Source organism: Paraburkholderia bryophila (genome assembly GCF_013409255.1).
Taxonomy (GTDB): domain Bacteria; phylum Pseudomonadota; class Gammaproteobacteria; order Burkholderiales; family Burkholderiaceae; genus Paraburkholderia.
In genome coordinates this window covers 1-26,692 of the sequence record NZ_JACCAS010000002.1, presented here as the reverse complement: position 1 = coordinate 26,692, position 26,692 = coordinate 1, and the positions used below count along the sequence as shown (strand labels likewise).

Annotated in this window: 23 protein-coding genes and 2 other annotated features; of the genes, 12 read left to right on the top strand and 11 right to left on the bottom strand. The window is 60.0% G+C overall.

Going from position 1 to position 26,692, the window contains the following annotated elements; all coding sequences use genetic code 11:
• Positions 1-81: 81 nt before the first annotated feature.
• Both GGD40_RS21440 and GGD40_RS21435 read right to left on the bottom strand, forming a co-directional pair.
• Positions 82-1,074: an asparaginase gene (locus GGD40_RS21440; RefSeq protein WP_179713239.1), complete on the bottom strand. Its 993-nt coding sequence runs from the start codon at positions 1,072-1,074 to the stop codon at positions 82-84.
• 147 nt (positions 1,075-1,221) lie between these two features.
• Positions 1,222-2,313: a GlxA family transcriptional regulator gene (locus GGD40_RS21435; protein WP_179745006.1), complete on the bottom strand. Its 1,092-nt coding sequence runs from the start codon at positions 2,311-2,313 to the stop codon at positions 1,222-1,224.
• A 334-nt stretch (positions 2,314-2,647) separates the two neighbouring features.
• Between GGD40_RS21435 and GGD40_RS21430 the strand changes: the two genes are divergently transcribed.
• Positions 2,648-3,772: a branched-chain amino acid ABC transporter substrate-binding protein gene (locus tag GGD40_RS21430; RefSeq protein ID WP_179746998.1), complete on the top strand. Its 1,125-nt coding sequence runs from the start codon at positions 2,648-2,650 to the stop codon at positions 3,770-3,772.
• 9 nt (positions 3,773-3,781) lie between these two features.
• On the opposite strand, the gene GGD40_RS21425 is transcribed toward GGD40_RS21430, so the two are convergent.
• From GGD40_RS21425 to GGD40_RS21415, 3 genes are read right to left on the bottom strand one after another with little or no spacing between them, the layout of a single operon-like run.
• Positions 3,782-4,786 carry an NrtA/SsuA/CpmA family ABC transporter substrate-binding protein gene (locus GGD40_RS21425; protein WP_179745005.1) on the bottom strand — a complete coding sequence of 335 codons (1,005 nt, stop codon included), beginning with the start codon at positions 4,784-4,786 and terminating at the stop codon, positions 3,782-3,784.
• A gap of 35 nt (positions 4,787-4,821) precedes the next feature.
• Positions 4,822-5,565 carry an ABC transporter ATP-binding protein gene (locus tag GGD40_RS21420; protein ID WP_179745004.1) on the bottom strand — a complete coding sequence of 248 codons (744 nt, stop codon included), beginning with the start codon at positions 5,563-5,565 and terminating at the stop codon, positions 4,822-4,824.
• Positions 5,562-6,401 carry an ABC transporter permease subunit gene (locus GGD40_RS21415; RefSeq protein ID WP_179745003.1) on the bottom strand — a complete coding sequence of 280 codons (840 nt, stop codon included), beginning with the start codon at positions 6,399-6,401 and terminating at the stop codon, positions 5,562-5,564. Before GGD40_RS21415 ends, GGD40_RS21420 begins: the two co-directional genes overlap by 4 nt.
• 353 nt (positions 6,402-6,754) lie before the next feature.
• On the opposite strand from GGD40_RS21415, the gene GGD40_RS21410 reads away from it, so the two are divergent.
• The 9 genes from GGD40_RS21410 (at position 6,755) to GGD40_RS21370 (ending at position 17,179) form a co-directional block, all read left to right on the top strand.
• On the top strand, positions 6,755-8,557 hold the full coding sequence (locus GGD40_RS21410; RefSeq protein WP_179745002.1) for an ABC transporter transmembrane domain-containing protein: 1,803 nt from the start codon (positions 6,755-6,757) through the stop codon (positions 8,555-8,557).
• Between the two features lie 77 nt (positions 8,558-8,634).
• Entirely contained in the window at positions 8,635-9,093 is a 459-nt protein-coding gene (locus GGD40_RS21405; RefSeq protein WP_257030535.1) for an NUDIX domain-containing protein, read from the top strand.
• A gap of 552 nt (positions 9,094-9,645) precedes the next feature.
• Positions 9,646-10,230: a GNAT family N-acetyltransferase gene (locus GGD40_RS21400; RefSeq protein WP_179745001.1), complete on the top strand. Its 585-nt coding sequence runs from the start codon at positions 9,646-9,648 to the stop codon at positions 10,228-10,230.
• Positions 10,231-10,361: 131 nt separating this feature from the next.
• Positions 10,362-10,844: a GNAT family N-acetyltransferase gene (locus GGD40_RS21395; protein WP_179745000.1), complete on the top strand. Its 483-nt coding sequence runs from the start codon at positions 10,362-10,364 to the stop codon at positions 10,842-10,844.
• 326 nt (positions 10,845-11,170) lie between these two features.
• A complete protein-coding gene (locus GGD40_RS21390) occupies positions 11,171-11,839 on the top strand; it encodes a Type 1 glutamine amidotransferase-like domain-containing protein (protein WP_179744999.1) in 669 nt (222 codons plus the stop codon).
• Positions 11,840-12,858: 1,019 nt separating this feature from the next.
• Positions 12,859-13,752, top strand: coding sequence for a lysozyme inhibitor LprI family protein (locus tag GGD40_RS21385; protein WP_179744998.1), 894 nt, complete (start codon positions 12,859-12,861; stop codon positions 13,750-13,752).
• Between the two features lie 47 nt (positions 13,753-13,799).
• Positions 13,800-15,031 (top strand): IS3 family transposase gene (locus GGD40_RS21380; RefSeq protein WP_179703322.1). Its coding sequence is split into 2 segments (ribosomal slippage): positions 13,800-14,088 and positions 14,088-15,031, totalling 1,233 coding nucleotides; the frame shifts between segments, so codons are not numbered across the junction.
• Positions 14,078-14,194, top strand: a sequence feature (AL1L pseudoknot). Its footprint overlaps the gene before it by 117 nt.
• Before the next feature lie 553 nt (positions 15,032-15,584).
• Positions 15,585-16,304, top strand: a complete 720-nt coding sequence (locus GGD40_RS21375) for a hypothetical protein (protein ID WP_179744997.1) — start codon at positions 15,585-15,587, stop codon at positions 16,302-16,304.
• A gap of 248 nt (positions 16,305-16,552) precedes the next feature.
• Entirely contained in the window at positions 16,553-17,179 is a 627-nt protein-coding gene (locus GGD40_RS21370) for a tyrosine-type recombinase/integrase (protein ID WP_179744996.1), read from the top strand.
• Positions 17,180-17,298: 119 nt separating this feature from the next.
• On the opposite strand, the gene GGD40_RS21365 is transcribed toward GGD40_RS21370, so the two are convergent.
• Positions 17,299-18,530 (bottom strand): IS3 family transposase gene (locus GGD40_RS21365; protein ID WP_179703322.1). Its coding sequence is split into 2 segments (ribosomal slippage): positions 17,299-18,242 and positions 18,242-18,530, totalling 1,233 coding nucleotides; the frame shifts between segments, so codons are not numbered across the junction.
• Positions 18,136-18,252, bottom strand: a sequence feature (AL1L pseudoknot). It overlaps the preceding gene by 117 nt.
• 69 nt (positions 18,531-18,599) lie before the next feature.
• On the opposite strand from GGD40_RS21365, the gene GGD40_RS21360 reads away from it, so the two are divergent.
• Together GGD40_RS21360 and GGD40_RS21355 are read left to right on the top strand one after the other, a co-directional pair.
• Complete coding sequence (locus tag GGD40_RS21360; RefSeq protein WP_179744995.1) at positions 18,600-20,045, top strand: IS1182 family transposase; 1,446 nt, start codon at positions 18,600-18,602, stop codon at positions 20,043-20,045.
• 614 nt (positions 20,046-20,659) lie between these two features.
• Positions 20,660-20,971: a hypothetical protein gene (locus GGD40_RS21355; RefSeq protein ID WP_218901272.1), complete on the top strand. Its 312-nt coding sequence runs from the start codon at positions 20,660-20,662 to the stop codon at positions 20,969-20,971.
• Between the two features lie 220 nt (positions 20,972-21,191).
• Here the strand turns inward: GGD40_RS21355 and GGD40_RS21350 are convergent, their stop codons facing one another.
• The 5 genes from GGD40_RS21350 to GGD40_RS21330 all read right to left on the bottom strand — a co-directional run.
• Positions 21,192-22,553: a 2-hydroxycarboxylate transporter family protein gene (locus tag GGD40_RS21350; RefSeq protein WP_179744994.1), complete on the bottom strand. Its 1,362-nt coding sequence runs from the start codon at positions 22,551-22,553 to the stop codon at positions 21,192-21,194.
• A 46-nt stretch (positions 22,554-22,599) separates the two neighbouring features.
• Entirely contained in the window at positions 22,600-23,967 is a 1,368-nt protein-coding gene (locus tag GGD40_RS21345; RefSeq protein WP_257030534.1) for a short-chain fatty acid transporter, read from the bottom strand.
• A gap of 59 nt (positions 23,968-24,026) precedes the next feature.
• Complete coding sequence (locus GGD40_RS21340; RefSeq protein WP_257030533.1) at positions 24,027-24,920, bottom strand: amidohydrolase family protein; 894 nt, start codon at positions 24,918-24,920, stop codon at positions 24,027-24,029.
• Between the two features lie 65 nt (positions 24,921-24,985).
• On the bottom strand, positions 24,986-26,191 hold the full coding sequence (locus GGD40_RS21335) for a CaiB/BaiF CoA transferase family protein (RefSeq protein ID WP_179744993.1): 1,206 nt from the start codon (positions 26,189-26,191) through the stop codon (positions 24,986-24,988).
• A gap of 48 nt (positions 26,192-26,239) precedes the next feature.
• Positions 26,240-26,692, bottom strand: a 453-nt coding sequence (locus GGD40_RS21330) for an HpcH/HpaI aldolase/citrate lyase family protein (RefSeq protein WP_179744992.1), incomplete at its 5' end; no start/stop codon positions are given.

Here is a 26,692-nt window from a genome sequence, read left to right as displayed (position 1 = left end):
CGTGGCGGATCCGATGACCCCGTGGCCCGGCGATTGAGCGTGCCGGCGCGCGCCAGTCGCTCAGCGCAGGAGTCGCCCGTTTCAGTAACGCTCGAAAGCAGCCTGCAACGCTTCCCGGTCGCTGGTTTGTGTCAGCGCCAACGTCAGCAGCAGTCGCGCTTTCTGCGGCGCCTGGTCGTCGACCGTGAGCCAGCCGAATTCGTCGTCGGGTTGCGCGCCGTTGTGCAGGACAACGCCGCTGCCCGTGCGCGATGCGCGAACCACGTGGACACCGCGTCTTGCCGCCACCCGCAACGGATTGATCAGATGACCGGCCACGTTGCCGTTGCCGGTCCCGGCATAGATCAGCCCACGCGCGTTCGCGGTGATCGCGTCGAGCGTGTCGGCGTCGAGCGCGCCGTACGCATAGACGATATCGACCTTGGGCAAAGTGTCGAGCGCATCGATCGACCAGGGTGTGTCGAGCGTATGGGCGCGCGCCGGCCGACGGTAGTAGCGCGGCACGCCCTCGATCACCACTCCTAGCGCACCGTACGGCGAGCAGAACGCGTCGAGCTTGAAACTGTTGCCTTTGACGACATCGCGCGCCGTGTGGATCTCATTGTTGGCCACCACCAGCGTACCGAGTCCGCGCGACGACGCATGCGCGGCGACCGCCAGCGCATCGTATAAATTCAGCGCCGCGTCCGAACTCATCGCCGAAGGCGGTCGCATCGAACCGACCACCACCACCGGTTTCGCGCTCTTGAGCGTCAGGTGCAGGAAGTAGGCCGTTTCCTCGATCGTATCGGTACCGTGCGTGACCACCACGCCATCGACGTCGTCTCGCGCGAGCAGTTCGGCGACGCGGCGGCCGATCGCCAGCAGATGCGCGTTGTTGAAATTTTCGGAGCCGGTCTGCAGCAACTGTTCCGCGCGCAGATTCGCCAGTTTGGCCGCCTCGGGAATCGTGCCGAGAATCTCGTCGATGCCGAGCACGGAGCACAGGTACGAGGACGTATTGACGCTGGCTTTGCCCTGGCCGGCGATGGTGCCGCCTGTGCCGATCACCACGAGATTGGCTTTTGCTGTCATGCGGGTTCGATCAGGTTGGGAGTACAAGGCCTGACTGTACGGCGCGTCTCGGGTCGAGGCATTGCATCGATCTGCCGGAAAGTAGAAGAAACGCGGCAGATACTCAGCGCGCAGTGATGTGAGGCGTGGGCCGCGGCCCCGGAAAACTCAGGCCGTGACAGCGCCGCGCGAGGTGCGCAGCTTGCCGGGTGTCACGCCGTACGCCTCGCGAAATACGCGGATGAAATGCGCCGAATCCGCGAAGCCGCATTCGTAGGCGATGTCGGTGATCTTGCGCGCCGTGTTGACGAGCATCCAGCGTGCGTAGCGCAGCCGCATCCGGCGATAGAACTCATTGGGCGACGCATCCATCTCGGCCAGGAATGCGCGTTCGAGATTGCGCACGCTGGTGCCGATCATCTTCGCGATGACCGCGATGTTCAGCGGCGCTTCCAGGTTCTCTTCCATGAGCAGCACCGCGTGACGCACGGTTGCATCCTCGACCGACAGATAGCCCAACGCGGCGCGCCGCTCGACGAACGATGAGCCGCCCTGACGGCTGACCGTCATCTGATGAATCACCTTCGACGCGCGGTCCGGCCCGCAATGCAGACTGATCAGCCGCGCGGCCAGCTCGACCACGGAAATGCCGCCCGCGCAGGTGATGCGGTCGCCGTCGATCAGATAGTCGGCGTGCGTGACGACGCGCAGCGCCGGAAACATGCGCTTGTAGTCGTCGAGATGAAAGCTGTGCACGCAGGCAACGCGATCTTCCAGCAGACCGGCACGCGCCAGCACGAAGCTGCCGGTACACATGCCGACTAGTGGAATGCCCACCTGAGCGGCCCGTTGCAGATAGTCCCAGTAGCGCCGGTCGACCTGATCCAGATGCGGCAGCAGTCCGCCGATCACGACCACGTAGTCGAATTGCGCGACGTCCGGAAACGCCGACTGCACCTGCACGGGGATGCCGCAACTCGCTTCGACCGCTTCGGCCTGCACCCCGACGATCGTCCAGAGGCAGCGCAACTGGCGGCTCTGGTCGCCACGGTCCGCGGCATGGCGCAGCGCGTCGCACAAGCCGGCGAGCGACAGCATCGGAAAGCGCGGCCACAGCAGAATGGCGACGCTCAACTCCGCATCCGAGCGGCTCGGGCGAGTCTGCGGAGTGCGCGGCAACGTGTCCAGTTGCTCGACCAGCGCATGAGCCGTCGGCCCGGCGGGCACGGAAACAGAGGGAGCGGAGCGGGCAGTCGGCATGCGCGAACTCGAGGGCGGTGTGCCGATTATACGGTGACGTGCCGCGAATTCGCGTTCTTCCTGCCTGACGCAATTCTTCTATTTTTCGGCAGATCGGTGCAATGCCGGCGCATTCTGGCTGCATAAATTTGGAACCGCTGACAAACGACGCGGTGCCGCGAAAGGCAAGCGATCAAGCGAAGGCAGCAGGACCGGCTGTATGCAGTAGCGTGCGGCCTGTGTATCCAATCGGCGATCGACGAACGGCCAACGGCGCTGCCGGATCGTCGCGGCGAACCACCACTCACTACTATTCGGGTGAAGCATGAGCAAACGTACAGCCTTGGGTCGCGGCATGGCGACTGTCGGCATTCTGGGGAGCCTCGCGGTGGCTGCCGTGGGCGTCGCCCGTGCCGACGAGATGGTGAAGATCGGCGAGGCCGCGCCCGTCACCGGGCCGGCCTCGTATCTGGGGAAGGACACGGAAAACGGCGCGCGTCTGGCGATCGAGGAAGCCAATCAGGCGGGCCTCGTGATCGCCGGCAAGAAGGTGACGCTGGTGTTCGACGCGCAGGACGATGCGGGCGATCCGCGTCAGGCGACCCAGGTTGCGCAGAAGCTGGTGGATGACAAAGTGGTCGCGGTGGTCGGACACATGCAGTCCGGTTCGACTATTCCCGCGTCGAAGATCTACAACGACGCTGGCGTCGTGCAGGTGTCGCCGTCCGCGACCAACCCCGCCTACACGCTGCAGGGATTCAAGACCGCCTACCGCGTGGTCGCCACCGACGCGCAGCAGGGTCCGACGCTCGCCGACTACGCGGCGAAAACGCTGAAGGTGAAGACGGTGGCGATCGTCGACGATTCGACCGCGTACGGCCAGGGGTTGGCGGTCGAGTTCGAGAAGCAGGCGAAGGCGAACGGCATCACGGTGTTGTCGCACGACGCGAGCACCGACAAGGCCGTCGATTTCCGCGCGATTCTCACGAAGATCAAGGGCGAGAGGCCCGACGCGATCATGTACGGTGGACTCGACGGCACCGGCGGTCCGTTCGCGAAGCAGGCGAAGCAACTTGGTATCGCGGTGAAAGTGCTGGCCGGCGACGGACTGTGCGCGGACGATCTCGCCAAGCTCGCGGGCGACGCCGCCGATAACGTGATCTGCTCGATTGCCGGCGCACCGTTGCTGAAAATGGCCGACGGTCCGGCTTTCGTCGAACGTTACAGGAAGCGCTTCGGCTACGCGCCGGTGCTGAATTCGCCGTTCGCGTACGACGCGGTCGGCGTGATCGTCGCGGCAATGAAGCGCGCGCAATCGACCGACTCCGCGAAGATCCTCGCCGCGATGCCGGCGACCGATTACCAGGGCGTGCTGGGCGAAACGCAGTTCGATTCGAAAGGTGATCTGCGGCATGGCGTGATTTCGCTGTACAAATACGTCGGCGGGAAACAGGCGTTGCTGGGTGTGGTGGAGAAGTAGGCGTCTCCCTCAAACCTTCACGCTGTAATCCGCGACCTTGATTCGCGCGTTGATGATCTTGCGTTCCGCGAGCCAGTCGGCGGCGCGTTGGAACTGTGCGATGAACGCGGCGTCGTCGGGTTCGTGGAATTGATTCACGCGCTTCAGGCTCGTCAGATAGTCGCGCACCTGATCCGGATATTTGGCCTGCCGCTGCACCAGTTGTTCGGATTCGGCCGGATGCGCCGACTGCCACGCGCCTTCGACGAAGTACCCGTCGATCACCGCGCGGACCAGTTCGGCATTCTCTTCGGTGAATTTGCGGCGCGACACGAGCGAGCTGTAATCGATCAGGAAATCGAGGTCGCGTCCTTCGTTGAAAATGTCTTTGGCGTTGTTGGCGTAGCGTGAGATATCCACGGCCGGGGACCACATCGACCACGCGTCGACTACGCCTTGCGCAAACGCCGGCGCGGCATCGGGCGGATTCAGATAGACGAACTCGACCTTGCTGCGGTCGACGCGATGCTTTTCCAGCGCGGCGATCAGCAGGAATTCACCGAGTCCCGAGCGGTTGACCGCGACCTTGCGGCCTGCAAGATCGGCCACCGAATTGATACCGCTCGATTTCTTCACGATGATCGCGGTCGAACGCGGCGAATAGATATCGAACGCATTGAACACAAGCGGCGAGCCGGCCAGCATGGCGGCGAGTGCCGGCGTCGTCGAGCCCCAGAAACCGAAGTCGGCGCTGCCGCCCACGACGGCCTGAATCGACGGCGCATGGTTCGGGAACGGTCCGACCCATTCGACTTTGATCCCTTTGGCCGCGAGCGTTTTGTCGAACACACCGCGCTGCCGGGCGATGTCCGGCAGGCTGCCGTATCCCCAGCCGACGCGAACCGTATCGGTGTTGCGGGTGAGCTTGCGCGGCTCGGCGGCGCGAGCCGGAAACAGACCACCGGCGGCGGCGCCGGCCAGCAGGCCACCCGCCGCGCGCAATAGTTGGCGGCGGCTCAGCGGAGAATCGTTCATTCTTGTCAGGTCCTTGGAGTCAGGCAGAAAAGCGTTCAGTGAGACTGAACGCCGAGTGCTTCGAGCAGAATCGGCCGCAGTGCCTGCGGCGTGGTGTTCTTGGGTTGGAAGGAAGCCGCAATGCGTCCCGCGCGCATCACCAGAATCGTGTCGGCGAGCGTGAGCGCTTCGTCCACGTCGTGCGTCACGAGCAGCACGCCGGGGTGATGACGCGCGACGAGTTCCTTGACGAGTCCGTGCATCTTGATTCGCGTGAGGGCGTCGAGCGCTGCGAACGGTTCGTCGAGCAGCAGCAAGGCGGGATCGCGCACGAGGCCACGCGCCAGCGCCACGCGTTGCGCCTGACCGCCGGACAGGTTGCGCGGCCAGTCGTCTTCCCGGCCGGACAGACCGACTTCGGCCAACGCGCGCGCTGCCCCGGCGCGGCCGACCGTCGTTTCATGACCGAGCGCGACGTTTTCCCATAGCGTCGCCCATGGCAATAGCCGGTGCTCCTGGAACACTACGGAAGGACGTTCGGGCGCGCGAATCTGGCCGGCGTCGGGCCGATCAAGACCGGCCAGCGCACGCAACAGGGTGGTCTTGCCACAGCCGCTTTCGCCGAGCAGCGCGATAAATTCACCTTTGCGGATGTCGAGATCCAGCGCATCGATCACGACACGGCTGCCGTAGCGGCGCTCCAGGCCGCGCACCGAGACGGCGAGCGGCGACCGGCTCACGGGTTGCTCGGTGAAAGCCGGAAGCGCGGCATCCAGCGGGTGGGCGAGCGTGACGGTCATTGCTGCGCTCCCCGCGCGTAATTCGCGTGCCATGAGAGGTAATGCGCTTCGAGCAGCCGCACCAGCGCGTCCGCCACGACACCGATGATCGCGTAGATGACGATGGTCAGCAGAATGACATTGGTCTGGAGGAATTCGCGGGCATCCATCGCCAGAAAGCCGATGCCTTTCGTCGTCGCGAGCGTTTCGGCGATAACGAGCGCGAGCCACGCGTGAGCCAGTGCATAACGCACGCCCGTCAGGATCGACGGCATTGCGCCTGGCAGAACGATCCGTCGCACGACTGCGGTCCAGTCGAGGCCGATCACCTTCGCGAGCTCCATCAGCTTTGGATCGATCTGGCGAATCCCGAGCATGGTGTTGATATACATCGGAAACAGCACCGCGAGCGCGACCAGAAAGATTTTTGCCACCTCGCCGACACCGAACCAGACGATGACGAGCGGCAGCATCGCGAGAAAAGGGACCGCGCGCACCATCTGGACCGAGCGATCCAGCAGCGCCTGCGCCAGCGGCGAGAAGCCGACCAGCACGCCGAGCGCGAGTCCGATGGTGCCGCCGATTGCAAAGCCCGTAGCCGCACGCAACAGCGAGACGCCGAGGTGAACGAAGAGCTCGCCGCTCCTGGCCAGCTCCAGCGCGGTGGCCGCGACGCTGCTCGGGGCGGGCAGAACCTGAGGGGCGATCAGTCCGAGTTGGGCGGCGACTTGCCAAAGCACCAGCACCAGCGCGGGGACCAGCCACGAAAGCCACCGGTAGAGCGTGCCTTTTGAAATCCCGAGGTAGAACCGGGTCGAAGCAACATAGCCGTTGCGGGAATACGTGACGTCAGCCATGCCGATTCCAGATTAGCGAGGAAAAAGGACTGCTCCGGGAAGGAGTCAGCACAGGTCGAACCACCTCAGGGCGAATGCGTGTTGCCCAGCGATCCGGATAGCGAACCGATCTGCAAAGGACGCTGCCTCGCGAAGGCGAGTTGGTTATTAAAGACCGGCGGATAGGGCGGCGACAAACACTCATTTATGCTTTGCTTTTTAGTTATGGCGCATAGCTTGCCGTTGGCGATTGCTGCCGGGTGATGAGCCGTTCGTTGCAGTGAGGGCGATGTCTCTGTCAGCGGACTTCGCAACGGGTTCATCGGTGCTGGCACAATCGGATGAATTCTTCTTCGATCCGCTTGGGAACCCTCATGTCAGACGCCGTCGCGCGCCCGGTCCGTATCGGCCCGTTGTTCTCGCTGTTGCCCTTCCTGCGGCCCTATGCCGGGCGCTGGGCACTGGCGTTTCTGGCGCTGGTGACGTCGGCGGGCGCCACCCTGCTGTTGCCCGTGGCGTTCAAATATCTGATCGACCATGGGTTCGCCGCGGGCGATCGCACGCATATCGATCGTTATTTCCTCGCGCTGTTTGGCGTGTCGCTGGTGCTCGCCGGCGCCACGGCGCTGCGGTTTTACCTCGTGTCGTGGCTGGGCGAGCGGGTCACGGCCGACTTGCGGCGCGCGGTCTACGACCATGTGCTCGAGATGAGCCCGCAATTCTTCGAGACCACGCAGACCGGAGAGGTGCTGTCGAGGCTCACGACGGACACCACGTTGATCCAGACCGTGGTGGGGACCAGCCTGTCGCTGGGCTTGCGCAACTTCTTTCTGCTGACCGGCGGCGTGGCGATGCTGGCTGTTACCAGTCCGGTGCTGTCCGGCTACATCATCGTGACGCTGATCGTGGTGGTGGCGCCGATCGTTATTTTCGGTCGACGCGTGCGGCGGCTCTCGCGTGCCAGCCAGGACAAGGTGGCGAACGCCAGCGCGCTGGCGGGCGAGGTGCTCAATGCGATGCCGACCGTGCAGTCGTACACGCAGGGCCCCTACGAGGCGCGGCGCTTTGCCGGGGCGGTGGAGACGGCCTTCGAGACGGCCCTGGCGCGGATTCGGGCGCGCGCGTGGTTGACCGCGGTCGTGATCGTGCTGGTGTTCACGGCGATCGTGTTCGTGTTGTGGCTCGGCGCGCAAGCCGTGCTGGCCGGGCGGATGACGGCGGGGCAATTGTCCCAGTTCATTCTTTACGCGGTGTTCACCGCTGGCGCGGTTGGCGCTGTCGCCGAAGTGTGGGGCGATCTGCAACGGGCGGCCGGCGCGACCGAACGTCTGCTGCAATTGCTGGCGGCACGCTCGCCAGTGGTGGAGGCGCAGACGACGGTTCCATTGCCTGCGCGTGGCGACGGTATCCGGTTTGAGAACATCGGCTTTTCGTATCCGTCGCGTCCGGGCGTTGCCGCGCTTTCCGGCCTTTCGCTCGATGTCCGCGCCGGCGAGCATGTTGCGTTGGTTGGACCCTCCGGCGCCGGCAAAACCACGCTGTTTCAACTGCTGCTGCGCTTTTACGATCCGCAGACCGGCAGCATTCTGATCAACGGAGTCCCAACGCAACAGGTGCCGCTCGTCGAGTTGCGCAGGGCCATCGGGGTCGTGCTGCAGGAGTCGGTGATCTTTTCGGGGAGCGTGCTCGACAACATCCGCTACGGGGCGCCCGACGCGACGCTCGCGGAAGTGCGGCGCGCGGCTGACATGGCTGCGGCGGCGGGTTTCATCGAAGAGCTGCCGGAAGGCTACGACACGTTTCTCGGCGAACGTGGCGTGCGATTGTCGGGTGGACAGCGTCAACGTATTGCGATCGCGCGTGCGATTCTGAAGAATCCGCCGATCTTGCTGCTGGACGAAGCGACCAGTGCGCTCGACGCCGCGAGCGAGAGGCTTGTGCAGACGGCGCTGGATAATGCCGCGCAGAACCGCACGACACTGGTTATCGCGCATCGTCTCGCGACCGTCCAGCAGGCGGACCGGATTATCGTGCTTGAGCAAGGGCGTATCGTCGCGCAGGGACGGCATGCTGATCTTCTGCTTAGCTCGCCGCTTTATGCACAGCTTGCTGCGTTGCAGTTTGGTGAGCATCAGGGGCAAGGCGGGGTGATGCGCGATCAGGTTGGTTTTGCGTGAGGGGACGATGTCGCCGGGTGGATGCGTGTGAGTTGCCGACAATCGGATGATAAGAACTTTTTTGAGGGCTAAGGTGCATGCCGTTTTTCGATAACGAAAGCTATATGAGCCGGCTGCGGAAAAAGGTTGGCAACGATCTGATTTTGAGTCCCTCTGTTGCGGCGGTGATTCATAACGAGGAAGGAGAACTGCTTCTTCAGGAAAAGTCCTCGGGTGAAGCGTGGAGTCTGCCGGCGGGTGGAATTGAATTGGGAGAGAGCCCGCAGGAAGCCATCATTCGAGAGGTCATGGAGGAGACGGGATATGCCGTTCGCATTCATGCAATTCTCGGTGTTTTTGGTGGGCAGGCGTTTCGATATACCTACCCTAGCGGCGACCACGTTGAGTATGTCGTGACGCTATTTCAATGCAAGATCTTTGGTGGTTCTGGCGTACCTATCGATTCCGAAACGAAGTCCATTCGGTATTTCAAAAGAAATAAAATGCCGGAACTGGCGCTGCCGTATCCGAAAGACGACCTGTTTCGCATATTCTGAGAATCTCGACGTGTGGGCTCGCTCGCGGTTTGATTGAGCTTTCGGACCCGGCTATTTACGGACACTCGACAAGTGGCCCTGAAATGCCGACAATTCGATCCGGTCAGATAAATCGACGAAGTTCTCGGAGCAATTCGGAAACTCATAGCGCATATATGACGCCGGCATGGTTCCATTCAGGAACTCGGTGAGACGCACCTGTACCGTTGATTACATGCTCGGTTCGGCGGGTGAGCTTTCTTTCACAGGTTGAAATCCAGATGACAAAAAGTACGCTGCATTCGATTTGTGGTTTAACAGGGTCTGCTGTGTTTAGCCTCGCCGGTCTCTGGATTGCTTCGGGGGCAGCGCCGGAGTATGCGTCGCTTTTTGATCGTGCTGGCGGAGTGACGCTCGCCGTTTTCTTTGTTTGGGTGGCATGTACCTATGTTGTCAAGCTCCGGGGGGATTGGGGGTCGTGGGTGCGGGTGAAGTGATTTTTTGTGGAGACATGTTGCGCGCCGGTCCGGATGAGGGCCATGGCGCCAGGCGGAGCAAAAGAGAAAAAAGCGCATGGATCAACTTGACGAAAAGCTTATCAAAACGGAGCGCTTGATCCTGCTTCCGCTGAAGGCCAACCATGCCGAAAAAATGTTCCCCGGATTGAGTGACGTGTCCAGCTACGATTTCACGCCGGATTCACCCTACCAGGACGTGGCGGCTTTAGAGGAACGATATCGACGTTTGGAAAGCCGTCGATCGCCGGATGGCCAGGAGGCGTGGCTCAACTGGGTAATTAGCTCGACAGCGACGCGGGAATTTCTGGGTTACGTACAATTTACGGTCAAGCCCGTTGAGCAGCGTGCACTTGTCGCCTATTTCGTGTTCGCGGCGCATCGCCAACAGGGGATTGCAAGCGAGGCGATTCGTGCATCGATGGCGGAAGTCGTCGCAAGTTTTCGACTGGCTCGCGTGGACGCAGAAATCGACACCCGGAATGCCGCTTCAATCGCGTTGATCGAGAAGCTCGGTTTCTCGCGAACCCGGTTAGTACCTCACGCCGACGAGTTCAAAGGTGCAGTTAGTGATGAATATCACTATTCGTACACTGTGCCCAGAGGTGGCGGGGTAGGCCACCAGCGTGAGACGTGGAGGTAACCATGACCTCCTTCCGGTTACAGCGGTTTTGGCAAACTGACTTTAACCCTGTCGCCTGTCAAGGCGGCGATGGAATGCCCGCTGGATGTTTTTCGATTGCCTTCTTCGCACATATTTAGCTGATCTGCACGATGAATACCACACCGCTGTCTGACTCTAGCGCCGGTGCGATTGGATTGCGCCCGATGGTCGAGGGTGTTGTCGATAGGCGAGCGCTGTTTGCGCTCTACAAGGTGTCGCTTCACGAACATATCGATCAGACATTCGGCTGGGACGAGAACTTCCAGCAAGACCGATTCAACCAGTCGTATCGTGATCCTGAGTTCATTGCGGTCACGCTGGGTTCGGCAGACGTGGGGTATGTTGCGCTAAAGGATGACGTCGGAGAAGTTCACCTGTCGCTGTTGCTTCTGCAGCCAGAATATCGCAGTCGAGGGATCGGTCGAGAGGTCATGCGAACGTTAATGTCAGACGCGTCCAGGTCGAGTCGGCCGTTGATGTTGTCATGTTTTTTGTGCAATCAAGGGGCGATGCGTTTTTATGAGGGGCTGGGTTTCCGCGCTGTGGAAACCGACGAGCATTTTATAACGTATCGGTTTTGCGCCTTCGGTTGAGCGGTTGGAGCGTCTGCTTTGGAGAGGGTGGGTGAATAGGGAGGCGAACCGGGAGGCTTGCGTAAAGTGACTTGTCGCGACTGATGATGGAGGTCCATGTCATATCAGCACGAGCTGAACGGCCGTTTAAATTGGCAGCCGCCGTTGACATGCCATTGGATCGACGATCCGCTTAGGGCCGGCTACGGTCTGACGGGACGGGCAACTTGCGGCCAGCAAGGGACATTCGACTGCGGTGGCTAAATGGGCGACAATTCCCGGCCTCTTAGGCGTGCCGCGTATCCGGCAGAAAAACTCAACCAGTTCTAAATGCATTTGAGAGTCGCATGTCCATTTATCGAAAGCTGGCGTTGTATAGTGATCAAGACTCTCCACCTAATGAAGAGATGGATGCGCGTCTCCTACGGTTGATCGGACGACCACAGCCGAAGATTGGATATATCCCCGCGACAAGCGATCCCGAGCGTATTTATTTCCGGCGTAAAGCTGACTATTACGCTCGGATTGGTGCGAATTTGGTCGTGTGCGTAGACCCCAGTCAGGACACATCGGAAGCGGAATGGTCGACTCTGCTGTCGTGCGATGCGATCCACCTTTCTGGCGGCAATACGTTCTCATTCTTGTCGTGGCTTCAGCGACGCAGTGCACTGCCGCTCCTGACTCGGTATGTATCCGAAGGAGGGGTGCTGATCGGTGTAAGCGCGGGCGCTATCTTAATGACACCAAGCGTCAATTCAGCGTTGCTGTGCGGCGATGCTCGTGACGAACAGTTGATGGACGAAGCAGGACTCGGCCTCGTTGATTTCCACGTTTGGCCGCATTTCAATGCTGAAAGCGTTACTCAGGAGCAGTCGAAGCTGTCCTGTACGATCCCGGAACTCTATGCTTGCCCTGATGGTTCGGGGATTGTCGTCGACGGTAAGGAAGTCGAGCTATTCGGACAGGTCCATCGTTACGATTTAGGAGTAGTTCGTCCTACTCCGTTCGAGGATTGAAGTCGTCCCGATTTTTCGCACGAACTGTGCCGGTGGCACATGTTCGGCCTGTGAGCGTCCGCTTCCAGGAAGACCGAACGTTACCTCAGGGTCGAGTTCTGCCGACTGAAGCCTTGCAAGAATCAAGCTCCGTATGCGCATCGCATAAGGCGACACCCGGCCAGTTTGAGACATTCGACACAAACACCTCGATCGTCGACAATCTGGATCGGATTGGCTGCGGCCGTTGACATGGCGCGGTAAGAAACACGCCGCTTTGGCGGCGAAACGAACGCCTCAGGATGAAACCTTGCTGCACGCTCGTCTCGCCCAATAATCCAAACCGCATGCAAAAGCTGGTTTTTCCTCACGACGATCGTTCGACGAGGATGCCCGCAGCGACAACCACGAGCCTACGATGCGAAAAGCTTGCGTATTTATAGCTTCGGCAATAACTGCTTCAGGGGCAATCGCCGCTCCATCATCCTCTGTTTTTTTCGGCTTGGAATATTCAGTTTTTGTTCATGCGGCAGTTCACCCCGGGGCGCTGGTCTCTGGCGGTATTCTTCGGCCGCCGCTGTATGCACAAGCGCAAGCGTGTTTTGAAAGGCCCGCAGCGGAAGAGTTGATCCGTTCTAGTGTAAGACCGTCCACAGACACGTTGCTAACTCGGTCGCCTATTCCTGAGAGGTACGGATTTTGGCACACGTGGCTGCGATCAAAGTGTTCGCTTGTCGTTAACTCCGACCAAAGCAGCGATTGAACAGCAATCAACAAGGCGCACGAAGCGTGTGAAGAGGCTAATGCACGCGACCGTAAGTCGGCAATCGCAGATATCCACCCAAATGACAGAACGCATACGGCGAGTATTGCTGATTGACGGGCCAGTGACCGCTCTGGAGTCTGCCGAGAGACCGCAACGGGTCGGCTCCGGCCGACCGCTTCGAGCAGCAGTCGGCCAGTTCCTGCCGTTCGACATCGGTGCCTACATCGTCGACAATCGAACCTCTATTCGGCCGCCCCCGCGCGGTTAGGATCGGATGCGAAAATTGACACTTTCAAATCAAATGACACGCTCGCCGCAAAAACTGTTTGTTGCCATGATTTTCGTGATTGCGGCGAGTTCCGTCGAAGCCTTTACCTGTCCGGCAGACGACGATGGCCCACCGGTGGTTTGCAGTAAAGAAGATGTTCGGCGGTCGGATTCCGAACTGGCCAACGGCGTGGAAACGCTGCTTTCCGTCTTTAGCGACAGCCAGCGTCAAACTCTGATTGACGGGCAGGTGAGATGGCTGAAGCTTCGCGACGAAGCGTGTGCGTGGGGTGGGAAGGACGCCGCTGACTTCAACGAATGCAGAGTTCGCGTTAACAACGAACGTACTGAAGAACTCAGCGACCTTGCGGAAATCCAGCACAAGACCATCTCTGGCGGGCGGCCCCCGGTTGATCTGGAGGCGGTTCTGGATAAGCCGGTAGACCTAGCAGCCTACGGCCGCGAGACGCAACTCGGTCAACTGTCCTTCGGATCTGATCTCGAGGGGGCGCGCATACCGAATACGTGTCGAGAGCTCTACACACTCTCGGCGGGCGACTGGCACTATACCGCCGACACAATCGGCGCCAACGCCACTGGGAATGCATATAACGCCTGCAGCGAGCTGATTTTCTCCGCTCAAAGGCGTGAATCGGCGGTATTCTCCAACGTCGATTTCCAGGATGTGACTCTGCTTGCCGAGGAGTTGCTTTGCTACGCCCTTCGATGTGGCGACGGTTACACCCTGTATGGTCGCCCCGACCAGTCGTTCAGGTCGTTGAGCACGCAAAAGAAGCTGAAGATCGTTTCGGGCAAGTTGCCGGCATGGGGTAACAGTGCCTGTGCAGGTGCGCTGGTTGTTTCCCCCCCGTTCTTCTGTATTGACGGATACAACGTCTGAACCGCCCCGGATTTGGTGGAGGCTCCAACTCTTGAGAGAATGGAGCCATGAACAAGTCGAACAAATTTTCTGCTGAAGTCCGGGAACGTGCAGTGCGCATGGTGCAAGAGCATCGGGGCGAGTATCCGTCACAGTGGGCAGCGATCGAATCCATCGCCCCGAAGATCGGCTGCACGAGCCAGACATTGCTGGGGTGGGTCAAACGAGATGAAGTCGATAGTGGCGAGCGCGAGGGCGTGAGCACGTCGGAACGCGAACGTCTTAAAGCACTGGAGCGCGAGGTCAAGGAACTGCGCCGCGCCAACGAGATTCTGAAACTGGCGAGCGCGTTTTTCGCCCAGGCGGAGCTCGACCGCCGCCTGAAGTCCTGAAGGCCTTCATCGATCAGCATCGCGACACCTTCGGGGTCGAGCCGATCTGCAAGGTCTTGCGGATTGCCCCGTCGGGCTACCGGCGCCATGCTGCGCAGCTTCGCGATCCGTCGCGCCGCTGCGCTCGCGCTATACGCGATGAACGCCTGCGGCCCGAGATCCAGCGTGTCTGGCAAGCCAACCTGCGTGTCTACGGAGCGGATAAAGTCTGGAAGCAGATGAACCGGGAGCATATCGCGGTGGCTCGCTGCACGGTCGAACGGCTGATGAAGCAACTGGGTTTGCGTGGCGTAATGCGAGGCAAACGTGCTCGCACGACGATTGCCGATGCGGCGGCCGCTCGCCCGCTGGATCGGGTCAACCGGCAGTTCAGGGCGGACCGGCCAAACGAGCTCTGGGTTTCTGATTTCACCTATGTATCGACGTGGCAGGGCTGGCTCTACGTGGCCTTCGTGATCGACGTGTTCGCCCGACGGATCGTCGGTTGGCGCGTCAGTTCGTCGATGACTACAGACTTCGTTCTGGATGCACTTGAACAGGCACTTTGTGCGCGGCGCCCAGGCGGCGATGGAACGTTGATACATCACTCCGACAGAGGCTCGCAATACGTTAGCATTCGCTATAGCGAGCGACTGGCCGAAGCAGAAATCGAGCCCTCGGTTGGTAGCCGTGGCGACAGTTACGACAATGCACTGGCCGAGACAATCAACGGTTTGTACAAGGCCGAACTGATTCATCGCCGCAACTGGAAAACACGGGAGTCCGTCGAGTTGGCAACGCTGGAATGGGTGGCCTGGTTCAATCATCATCGATTGATGGCACCCCTCGGCTACATCCCGCCTGCTGAAGCTGAGGCAAACTACTATCGGCAACTTGAAACACCGGTCGCCGAACCCGCATTAACTTAAACCAACCAGCCTCCACGATTCCCGGGGCGGTTCAGTCCGTTATCAGATTTCGGACGCAGGTGACTTCACGGGCAGGGGGCGACGCGAAGCATTAATGAGCGTGCTTTTCTTTCCGTCAGAAGGCACGGAACGTCTGTCCGGCATGTTCCTGGCCTCGTACGATCCAGTTACAAAGTCAATTCGCGTAGAGAAAATCGATCAAGAAAGTCACGTCAAGGTCCGCATGCGTGGTCTCTAGACCGTCAGGTTCAACGCCACTAAAGCGCGGGGCAGCTTGTCGCCTTGAACGGTGACGAAAAAAGCTAGTCCCTGGCGATGCTAGTTTTCAGCGACCGCTTTGGGATGGTGTGACAGTCCCTTATGGATCGCGTTCTGTCGATCGCACGTCTCCGATAACCCATGCCTCGCATGCTGATTGCATAGACAGTGGTCGGCCATGAGCAGTCGTTCGACATCTGCGCAGAAATCGCTAACAATCAGGCTCATAGTCGAACTGCAAACCGCAATTAAATTACGAATGCATCGGAATTTTTCAACGCTTCGGACCTTAGACGTGAGCAAATTCAAAAGCGATCTCTACGATATTTGCGACTCTGTCGCTAACGAGTTCTCCGGTTGGAAATTTTCTTCTGGTCAATTCAAGAACAAGTCTTTGAAACATTCCGATTTGATCGTGCATCCAGGTTTCGGATTCGAACGAGGTACGACACCACTGCAACCCGGTGTGACTTTAAACAACAAGCGCGCGATGAAGTTGTCAAAGGAATTGTTTGGGGCGGTCCGGGAGACATCGATCGTCAATCTCCAGGTGATCGCGCACACGCTGGTTCACACGCCAGCGCATCTGCGGCTTGGTGCCCTGATCGTTGAGGAAAAAGACGCGTTCCTCACGGCGGCGAAGACCACACCGGCTGTCGAGGAGATCACTTTGGACATTTCTGAAGCATATCCTGTCCTTGTTGCGATGATGAAGGACGGTATCGCTTTCATTGAAACCCACTATGACTTGGGAAGCGAAGAGGCGCTCTTGAAGGCACTCCCACCTGTCTACACAACGCGACACGAAAATTCGCCATACGATCAGATGGAGCTACAGAAAGGTGTCCAAGTATGCCTCGCTCACACCTTGCTCGGGGATTTCGAGTTTGTCGAAAGCTATCTAAGTGATGAGTTCAGAACCATCTTTCCGAAACGTACTGATGAACTGAAGAAGATTGTCGACGCACTGCCGCGATTAAAGAAGCTTTATCGTGAGAACGGGTCGGTAATTTAGTGACTTGAGGTTCTGGACGCGGTCGGCATTACCCGCTGGAACTCCTTGCAGGGTTTCCGCCTCGCGCCGCGGCGTCAGTGTATCGACGCCGTAGATTTAGCGGGAGCCGGTTACCTGCGAGCGAACAATACGGACCGTTGTCCGCGAATGTCCGCTAACAACGAAGCTGAAGGTCCCTTCAGGGTCGGGTATCGCCCGTCTGCCGTTGGCGCAGACTATCTCTCCCTTCAACTGAAAGGAGAATCGTCATGGAAGCAACTATCAGCAGCGGTGTGCCGCGCATGCCGTGGAACAAAGACAAGTTAACCGGACAGAAGTCGCCGCTGAAGCTTAAGGAAATCTGGGCCATTCGAATCCGCCTGCAACTGGGGGCGAAAACCCGTGATCTTGCGATGTTCAATCTGGCGATCGACAGCAAGCTACGAGCGTGTGACCTGACGAAATTGCGGGTGCGCGATGTCTGCCTGGGCACGCGCGTAGCGCCCCGAGCGACTGTGATGCAACAGAAGACGCAGCGGCCGGTCCAGTTCGAGATCACCGAGCAAACGCGGGATAGCGTAGAAAGCTGGATGAGGGTAGCGGCACTGTCTCCTTCGGACTTTCTGTTCCCGGGGCGCATTCACGCTTCACCCCACCTTTCGACCCGCCAGTACGCGAGGATCGTCCATCGTTGGATTAAATCGATCGGGCTCGACGACACCGCCTACGGCACCCACACGATGCGTCGAACGAAAGCATCATTGATCTACCGCCGTACTAAAAACCTCCGGGCTGTACAGTTGCTGCTGGGCCACACCAAACTTGAAAGCACAGTCAGATACCTCGGCATCGAAGTCGACGACGCGCTGGAAATGGCCGAACAGACAGAGGTTTGAGCGGTAAATCGCCGGACGGAAAGTAGTCGCTGTCCGGCCGAGGCTGTGTGAAAACGCACTCATCGCCTAAACTGAATCAACGCATTGAACCGCCCCGGGAATCGTGGAGGCTGGTTGGTTTAAGTTAATGCGGGTTCGGCGACCGGTGTTTCAAGTTGCCGATAGTAGTTTGCCTCAGCTTCAGCAGGCGGGATGTAGCCGAGGGGTGCCATCAATCGATGATGATTGAACCAGGCCACCCATTCCAGCGTTGCCAACTCGACGGACTCCCGTGTTTTCCAGTTGCGGCGATGAATCAGTTCGGCCTTGTACAAACCGTTGATTGTCTCGGCCAGTGCATTGTCGTAACTGTCGCCACGGCTACCAACCGAGGGCTCGATTTCTGCTTCGGCCAGTCGCTCGCTATAGCGAATGCTAACGTATTGCGAGCCTCTGTCGGAGTGATGTATCAACGTTCCATCGCCGCCTGGGCGCCGCGCACAAAGTGCCTGTTCAAGTGCATCCAGAACGAAGTCTGTAGTCATCGACGAACTGACGCGCCAACCGACGATCCGTCGGGCGAACACGTCGATCACGAAGGCCACGTAGAGCCAGCCCTGCCACGTCGATACATAGGTGAAATCAGAAACCCAGAGCTCGTTTGGCCGGTCCGCCCTGAACTGCCGGTTGACCCGATCCAGCGGGCGAGCGGCCGCCGCATCGGCAATCGTCGTGCGAGCACGTTTGCCTCGCATTACGCCACGCAAACCCAGTTGCTTCATCAGCCGTTCGACCGTGCAGCGAGCCACCGCGATATGCTCCCGGTTCATCTGCTTCCAGACTTTATCCGCTCCGTAGACACGCAGGTTGGCTTGCCAGACACGCTGGATCTCGGGCCGCAGGCGTTCATCGCGTATAGCGCGAGCGCAGCGGCGCGACGGATCGCGAAGCTGCGCAGCATGGCGCCGGTAGCCCGACGGGGCAATCCGCAAGACCTTGCAGATCGGCTCGACCCCGAAGGTGTCGCGATGCTGATCGATGAAGGCCTTCAGGACTTCAGGCGGCGGTCGAGCTCCGCCTGGGCGAAAAACGCGCTCGCCAGTTTCAGAATCTCGTTGGCGCGGCGCAGTTCCTTGACCTCGCGCTCCAGTGCTTTAAGACGTTCGCGTTCCGACGTGCTCACGCCCTCGCGCTCGCCACTATCGACTTCATCTCGTTTGACCCACCCCAGCAATGTCTGGCTCGTGCAGCCGATCTTCGGGGCGATGGATTCGATCGCTGCCCACTGTGACGGATACTCGCCCCGATGCTCTTGCACCATGCGCACTGCACGTTCCCGGACTTCAGCAGAAAATTTGTTCGACTTGTTCATGGCTCCATTCTCTCAAGAGTTGGAGCCTCCACCAAATCCGGGGCGGTTCACATTGAGACCGGGTGACTCATGAAGCGATTCGTTGAAGGCGATGACCGCAAGCAGGTCGCGCTGCTTCCCGAATGTGTCGATGACTACATCGGACAGGACAATCCGGTCAGAATCGTAGACGTCTTCGTCGACGAACTGGATCTTGCTGAACTTGGTTTCAACGGCACCACTCCTGCAGTCACGGGTCGGCCGTCCTACCACCCGGGCGTGATGCTCAAGGTCTACATCTACGGGTATCTGAACCGTGTCCCATCCAGCCGGCGTCTCGAGCGCGAATGCCAGCGCAATGTCGAGATGATGTGGCTGACGGGACGTCTGTCGCCGGACTTCAAGACGATCGCAGACTTTCGCCGCGACAACGGCGTAGCCATTCGCAACGTATGCCGGCGCTTCGTCGAACTGTGTCGCGGACTGAAGCTGCTATCCGCAGACACGGTGGCAATTGATGGCAGCAAGTTCAAGGCTGTGAACAGCCGTGACAGGAACTACACGGCAGGTAAGATCGACAAGCGTCAGCAGCAGATCGAGGAAAGCGTTCAGCGATATCTCGACGCGATTGAAACCGCGGACCGGATCAGTCCGACGGGTTTCGATGTGAAGACGGTGGACCTGTACGGGAAGATCGCCCGCTTGCGCCAGCAGATGCGTGAACTCGATAAGATCAGGAAGCAGTTGAAGAAGCAACCGGATAAACAGTTGTCGCTGACAGATCCGGATTCACGTTCGATGACCAGTGGTGGCAAAAATACTGGAACGGTTGGCTACAACGTGCAAGCTGCCGTGGACACGAGGCATCACCTGATCGTCGAACATGAGGTGACCAATGTCGGAAACGATCATGGGCAACTCAGCAAGATGGCATTGCTGGCGAAGAACGCGATGAGCAGGCCGAGGCTGAAGGTGCTGGCAGATCGAGGCTACTTTAGCGGCCCTGAGATCCACGCGTGCGAGCTGGCCGGCATCAAGGCGTATGTCCCGAAACCACTTACTTTGGCATCAAGGAAGAAAGGGCTCTTTACCAAACGCGACTTTGTCTACATCGCGAAGCACGATGAATATCGATGTCCTGCCGGCGAGCGCGCAATCCGTCGATTCACGACCGTCGAGCATGACATGACGCTGCAGGTGTACTGGCCCAGCGCCTGCCCGCGTTGCCATCTCAAGGAACGATGTTCACCCAGCAACTACCGCCGTATCCGACGATGGGAGCACGAACATATACTGGAAACCATGCAGCGTCGGCTGGACCGGAAGCCCGATGCAATGACCATTCGAAGAAGTACCGTCGAGCATGTCTTCGGTACGCTCAAGCACTGGATGGGTTCCACCCATTTCCTGACCCGCACGTTGGGACGGGTGAGCACGGAGATGAGCCTTCAGGTATTGGCCTACAACCTCAAGCGGGTCATGAACATACTTGGGGTCGAGCGGACGATGAAGGCCATAAGAATGGCTGGAAGCTGAGGTTCTCAGGAGCCTTCTTGTAGTTCACGACGTTAGCGATCTTGTCCGACCTACCAAAACACGGTCACCCCGTCCGGCGAGCTCGCCTTCTCCGCAAAAAAACAGTTTCCACACAGCCTCGGCCAGTTTCGGACGTTCGACACATCTGCCTAAATCGTTGACGATCAGCGAGATATTGATCGAGTGCACCATTTGATCTGGAGCGATATGAGCCCTAGACGCATACACGAGCTGTTTCGCGACCGATGCCCATCAGTCGATTTCGCCAAATGCGATTGGGAAAACGTATTATCGAACGAGCATGTCGACGAGGATTTGCTTATGGCAATGCTGTCAACACTCGATACTGATGATGTTTTGACTTACGTTAATAGAGCAGCGGGCGCGTCTTTAGGCCTCACGGGAGCGGCCGAATTCGTCCGTGAGCATCTCGGAAAAAATAACATTTATGTAGCACGTCGAGACTTCGCGCGCTTAGTCATAGTGGCTCAAAACGGCGTAGCGACCGTGTGGCCATCAAGCTAAGGCCGAGTTCGGGCCAGTTTGAGACATTCGACAGGGCTGCCCGGATCGTCGACAATCCCTTTCACTGCACTCAAGGAAGAGGAATAAGAGTGAATCGATTGAGACCTGATGAGCCGCTGCCACCGCAAATGCAGGGTCGCTGGATGGGTGCTGATGATCCGCTTTCAGAGCTAGTTGTGAATGGAGGCACGATTACCTGTTTCGGATCGGTTGTGAAGTATGACCACAAGGTCATAATCGAGAAGGACGGGGCTTTGACCGTCAGCCTTGGCGTCGACGATGATTCGCGTATAGACGACTTTCAGCGGGAGAATATCACTGGCCTCGTCATTACACCCGAAGGCCACTTCGTTGTCTATAACGTGAAATTTGGGCTGGAATTTGTGCGTCCGACTCCTTGATTGGCCAACGTCCGCGGCCGGCCACTCCGGTACGCAGAGGGCTGCCACATCAGGCGCCGGTCGGCCATGACCGGCCGGTCGCCCGCGTTTTCATCCGGACGGTTGAACGTCGCTTCTGCCACGTTTACCGGACGGACGTTCAGTCGGTCATAGCACTTAACAAGGGCTACGCGGGCCAATGGCGGCATGAGATCCACCGGGCCAGATGTCCCAACTTAAGTCAGCGAGTCAAGGCAAACGCGGCAAGCGCAACCATGACGGTAACAGCGCCACCGATTCGCGTCGCAATCTGCGCGAACGGCATCAATTCCATCCGGTCGGCAGCGGTCAGAATCGCGACGTCGCCCGTTCCACCCAGTCCGCTATGCGTCGCGTTGACGATCGCGGCTTCGACCGGATACATGCCAACCAGTTTGCCGACCACGAAACCCGTTACTACCAGCGTCAGCACCGTCGATACGGCGGTAAGGATATTGACCCAGTGAAAGGCGGTGACGATCTCGCCCCAAGGCGTCATCGCGACGCTGATAGCGAACATCAGCGGATACGTGACGGCGGTCGAAAAGAAACCGTACATGAAGCGTGCGCCGCTGCGCACACGCGGCGATACGACCTGGAACAGTTGTGCCGCGACAACCAGAATCAGCATCACGACCGGCGCCGGCCAGTCGAATAGCTGATGGCAGAGCACGCCGAGCAGATACAGCGCGATTGCCGTCGCACCCGCTCCCGCGACGGAACTCACGTCGAATTCGAACGATTGAGGCTTTTCGTGGATCGCGGCATCGTCGGCGTGGTCCGCGACGGTCAGGCGGCCGTTGCCGGTCCAATCCGGCTTTCGCGTGCCGAGATAGCTCAGCAAACCCGCGCAGCAGATAGCAGCGATATTGCCGAGCATCACGGCAGACAGCACCTGGGCAAACAACGGTCCCTGCTCGACCCCCATGATCTGCGCATAACCCGCCGACAACGGCAGCGCGCCTTCGCCGACTCCTCCCGCCATGATCGGTACCACGACCATGAACAGCGCATGCCGGACGTCCATGCCGAGCGCGACGCCCGTGCCGGTCCCAACGCACGCGGCTGCAACGGAACCCGCTGCGACCGGAATGAAGATGCGCACGAAACCTTTGATCAGGGTCTGGCGGTCCATGCTGAGCACACTGCCGACAATGATCGCGGCGATGAAAAGATAGAGGAAGTTCGAGGTCTTCGTGAAATCGGTGACGGCTTTCACCACGGGCATCGGCATCAGCTTGTAGTACACCAGCATCGACGGAATAAACGCCGCGAAGATCGACGTCGCGCCGATGTGGCGAATCCACGGAATGCGTTTTGCAAGTTCTGCACAGGTGAAGCCGCCGACCGCGACGAGCGCGATGCCAGTCGGCAGATCCGAGGCCAACTTGCCGTGCAGCGTCATCACGGCAAGCACCGCGAGCAACACAAAATAGACCGGCAGCGGCAACGAACCGATGCGCGCGTCGAAGATCGCCCACCAGCGGTCTTTCAACGTAGCACGACCGGAGGTGGGTGCCGTGTCTGGCTCGCGAACTGCATGCTGGGTGGTGGCTGGTTTCATCAAATCATCTCCGTTCATGTCTTATGCCTGTGTCGAATACCGGTCGTTAAACCAGCAGCAGCAACGCGACGCCGTAAACGAGTGCGCCCACCACGAAGGTCATCACGGTGAAGCCGAGCACCCGCTGTACGCCGATGCCGGCCATCGCCACGACCGGCGCGGCCCAGAAGGGTTGCAACATGTTCGACACCTGTTCGCCCATCGCCACGGCCATCGTGGTCGCCGGCACCGACGCATGCAATGCGACCGCAGCGGGTACGACGAACGGCCCTTGCACGGCCCAGTGACCGCCGCCGCTCGGAATGAAGAACGTGACGATCAGCGAGCACACGTAGCTCCAGAACGGCAGCGTGTGGGCATTCGAAATGGCGATGAAGAAATGCGAGATGACGTCCGGCAATCCGGTCGCGTCCATCATCCCCATGATTCCGCCATAGAGCGGGTACTGAAGCATCATCGAACCGGTCTGCTTCGCCGCATTCTTTACGGCGTCGGCATAGGCGAGTGGGTAGCCATGCAGGATCACGCCCGCAATGAACATCACGAAGATCACCGCGTTCACGCCCGAAAACGGCAGATTCTCAATGTGCGCGAGTACCAGAAAGGCGATCCCCGCCGCGCCGATGAACGCACTGCCGAGCCATGAATATTCGATCCAGCGCGCAAAGCTGAGCTTGCCGGTGGGGCGTTCGCGCGGCGGCGCATCGGGATGCTTCTGTGTGTCGAGCAAGACCGCATCTTCGTCGGACGGCTTGAGCCACGCGAATACGAACGGCATCGCGATCAGCATGATGATCGTTGGGACAAGGTTGAAGCTGGTAAAGACAGTCGTGCTGAACGGCAGCACCTGGCCCGTCAGCTTTTGCACAACGTTCATCGAGCTTCCCGGCGTGGACTGCGCAAGCGCGATCGAGCTCGAAATGCCGCTCGCCCACACCACCCAGCCGGAGAAACCCGCCGCGACGATCCACGCGAAGTCCACTTTCATCCGCTTCGCGACTTCACGCGCCAGCAATGCGCTGACGACGAGACCCAGGCCCCAATTGCAGAACGAGGCGATCGCGACGAGTACAAACGTCAACCCTGCGGCCTGCACAGGCGTGCGCGCGACCGACACCAGCGCCTTGAACATGCGCTGCACGAGTGGGGCATGCGCGAAAGCGTGGCCTGTCACCAGCACCAGCGTGATTTGGAACGCGAACGTGAGGATGTCGAAGAAGCCCTTGTACCAGCCGCCGATAAGACGCGACGCCGACGCATGCGGCGCAAACACCGCCGACAGCACCGCCACCAGGACGGTGATCAGTATCGCTAGCACGAACGGGTCGGGGATGGTCCGTTCAAAAAACCGGATGGTCGCGTCGGTGAAGCGGGTCTTGCGTACGGTTGGAGCAGCGGCTGCGGGTTTCATCATGTGTCTCCGAAAGATCTTGTGCAGGTTGCGCGTTCTAGGCACGCTTGAATGTCCTGGACTCAGCTTGTTTGGGCCGGCTCCGCCTGAGCGGGGAAGTCGTACAGCGTCGCCGCGTTGTCGACCAGAATGCGCTCGCGGATCGCGTCGTCGCCAGCCCATGTCCCGAGCAGGTCGAAGAGGCGCGCGTCGTCCGGCTTGTGGGACTCGGTGACGTGCGGCCAGTCGCTTCCCCACACGACGCGTTCGGGCAACGCGTCGATCCACGCCCGCGCAGTCGATGCAGTGTCTGCATAGTCATTCGCGACGCCCACCGTCGAGTCGAGATACGGCCCGGACAGCTTGACCCATACCTGGCCTGACTCTGCGAGACGCCTTACGATCCCGAATGTGGGATGCGCCGCGCCGTCGGGCATCGGCAGGCGCCCCAGATGATCGACTACGATTGCGCATGGCAAACGAGCCAGCATGGCCTTATGCTCGATGATCTGCGCAGCGGTCCAGTGCAGTTGTATATGCCAGCCGAGTTCGGCGATACGTCGCGCAAGCGGTTCGACCATTCCGAACGTGACGGCCGCATTGGCTGATGTGTAAAGCGTGAAACGAATACCGCGAATGCCGCCGTCGTGAAGTGCGGCGAGTTGCGCATCCGTGACCTCCGGCGTCAGAACCGCGACGCCGCGCGTCCGGTCGCGGCCAAGTTGCTCGATCGCGTCGAGCGTGACGCGGTTGTCGGTGCCGTAGTTGCGCGGCGTCACGACGACAGTGCGTTGCGTGCCAATTCTGCGTTGAACGTCAAGATAGTCGGTGACGCTCGCGGGCCCGGGAAAGTTCGTGTGATTCGCGCCGTCCGCGAGAAACCGGGGGTCATAGATGTGCATGTGCGAATCGCACGCACCCGTCGGCGCCAGCCGCCGTGGCGACTGCATGTCGTCGTTGCGTTGTCGTGTGTCCATCGTCGTCTCCTTTTTGTACTCTGTACCGCGTGGCTTTCGCGTTCACGCACCATCCATCGCCACGCCTACAGCACCGCGCGCTTTGCACGCAGAGTGGCGATCTGATCGTCGCTCCAGCCCGCGTCGCGGAGCACGGCATCCGAATGCTGACCGAATGCAGGTGCTGCCAGTGGCGTCGGACCGGTCGTATTGCCAAAGCGTATCGGCTGCCGGAAACCGCGGTAAGGTCCAACGCCCGGATACTCGTAAGTCGCGACCATGTCTTCGGCCAGAACCTGCGGATCATCGAACATGTCTTCGATGCTGCGCGCGGCGGCGCAAGGCACCGCGTCGCCGAACAGCGCTTCCCACTCGAGCGCGCTGCGTGCCGCGAGGGCCTCGTGCAATTGCGGCACGATTTCGTCGCAATGCAGCGCACGCTTACGGACCGAGTCGTACCGGTCGTTGCTCGCGAGCGCATTGAGGCCGGTTTTCTCGCATAGCGCCTGCCAGAAATGCGGCGTATTGGCGGAGATATACAGGTAGCCTTCGCGGGTCGGATGAATGCCGGTAATGCCGCCCGAGCGCATATCGCGGCCGACATCCTTCGGTTCGCCCTCCGCCCAGATCATGCGCGCGGACTGCATTGTCAGCGCACTGCGCAGCAGCGACACGCCGACGTACTGTCCCGCGCCGTTGCGCTCGCGATCGAACAGCGCCGACGACACACCCGCCGCGACCAGCGCCGCCGCGTAATAATCGACCACTGAGCCGTATAGAATCTCCGGCGGTCCGCCACGCTTGCCCTGCAGCGTGCACATGCCGCTCATCGTTTGCAGCACCTGGTCGTAACCGGCCTTGTCCTTGCTCGGACCGCTGTCGCCGTAGCCGGTGACCGCGCAATAGATCAGGCGAGGATTGACCTCCCGGAGTTGCTCGTACGCGATGCCCAGACGTGCCGGCACGTTGGGACGGAAGTTGTGCACGAGCACATCGGCAGTCTTGACGAGGCGCATCAGCACGTCGAGCGCTTCAGGCTGCTTCAGATCCAGCACGAGACCGCGCTTTCCGCGGTTCACACCGAGAAACGCGCGGCTTTCCGCTTCGAGCGTGGACGGATATTTGCGCAGGTTGTCGCCGGTCGGCGGTTCGATCTTGATAACTTCGGCGCCCTGATCCGCGAGCAGCGTGCAGCCGTACGGACCGGCAATGTACGCGCTCAGGTCCAGCACGCGAATCCCCGCCAACGGGCCTGTTGCGCCGGCCTCGGCGGTGTGGGACGAACATTCCATGATTGACTCCATCGATATCAGATTGGGGGCGTGGCGAGGGTCACGCGCTCAGTGGCCGCTCAGCAGTCCGAGTCGCGCGGCATCGCGAACCAGTGCGCGCGCCCGTTCGACAAAGGGGGGATCGATCATCCTGCCGTCCACGACATAGGCGCCGACGCCGTTCGCATCGGCCTCTCTGGCCGCTTCGACGACGCGCAGCGCGTGTGCGATTTCGTCGTCGGAAGGGCGGAAAACTTCGTTCGCGAGGGCGATCTGGCTGGGATGGATGCAACTCTTGCCAAGAAAGCCCATCGCGCGGGCGAGTGCTGCTTCAGCGCGAAAACCCGCTTCGTCCTTGATATTGGCGAATGCCGAGTCGTATGCGAACACGCCCGCAACGCCTGCCGCCAACCGCACGCCGAACATGGCCTGCTGAATCGCAGCGGGTTCGCGGCGTGCAATGCCGAGCGGTTCGAACAGATCACCAAGGCCCAGTTGCAGACCGGCGACGCGCGGGTGCGC

Coding starts and splice junctions, on each gene's coding strand:
- GGD40_RS21440 (WP_179713239.1), bottom strand. CDS start 1,074: ATGACAGCAAAAGCCAATCTCGTGGTGATCGGCACAGGCGGCACCATC.
- GGD40_RS21435 (WP_179745006.1), bottom strand. CDS start 2,313: ATGCCGACTGCCCGCTCCGCTCCCTCTGTTTCCGTGCCCGCCGGGCCG.
- GGD40_RS21430 (WP_179746998.1), top strand. CDS start 2,648: ATGGCGACTGTCGGCATTCTGGGGAGCCTCGCGGTGGCTGCCGTGGGC.
- GGD40_RS21425 (WP_179745005.1), bottom strand. CDS start 4,786: ATGAACGATTCTCCGCTGAGCCGCCGCCAACTATTGCGCGCGGCGGGT.
- GGD40_RS21420 (WP_179745004.1), bottom strand. CDS start 5,565: ATGACCGTCACGCTCGCCCACCCGCTGGATGCCGCGCTTCCGGCTTTC.
- GGD40_RS21415 (WP_179745003.1), bottom strand. CDS start 6,401: ATGGCTGACGTCACGTATTCCCGCAACGGCTATGTTGCTTCGACCCGG.
- GGD40_RS21410 (WP_179745002.1), top strand. CDS start 6,755: ATGTCAGACGCCGTCGCGCGCCCGGTCCGTATCGGCCCGTTGTTCTCG.
- GGD40_RS21405 (WP_257030535.1), top strand. CDS start 8,635: ATGCCGTTTTTCGATAACGAAAGCTATATGAGCCGGCTGCGGAAAAAG.
- GGD40_RS21400 (WP_179745001.1), top strand. CDS start 9,646: ATGGATCAACTTGACGAAAAGCTTATCAAAACGGAGCGCTTGATCCTG.
- GGD40_RS21395 (WP_179745000.1), top strand. CDS start 10,362: ATGAATACCACACCGCTGTCTGACTCTAGCGCCGGTGCGATTGGATTG.
- GGD40_RS21390 (WP_179744999.1), top strand. CDS start 11,171: ATGTCCATTTATCGAAAGCTGGCGTTGTATAGTGATCAAGACTCTCCA.
- GGD40_RS21385 (WP_179744998.1), top strand. CDS start 12,859: ATGCGAAAATTGACACTTTCAAATCAAATGACACGCTCGCCGCAAAAA.
- GGD40_RS21370 (WP_179744996.1), top strand. CDS start 16,553: ATGGAAGCAACTATCAGCAGCGGTGTGCCGCGCATGCCGTGGAACAAA.
- GGD40_RS21360 (WP_179744995.1), top strand. CDS start 18,600: ATGAAGCGATTCGTTGAAGGCGATGACCGCAAGCAGGTCGCGCTGCTT.
- GGD40_RS21350 (WP_179744994.1), bottom strand. CDS start 22,553: ATGAAACCAGCCACCACCCAGCATGCAGTTCGCGAGCCAGACACGGCA.
- GGD40_RS21345 (WP_257030534.1), bottom strand. CDS start 23,967: ATGATGAAACCCGCAGCCGCTGCTCCAACCGTACGCAAGACCCGCTTC.
- GGD40_RS21340 (WP_257030533.1), bottom strand. CDS start 24,920: ATGGACACACGACAACGCAACGACGACATGCAGTCGCCACGGCGGCTG.
- GGD40_RS21335 (WP_179744993.1), bottom strand. CDS start 26,191: ATGGAATGTTCGTCCCACACCGCCGAGGCCGGCGCAACAGGCCCGTTG.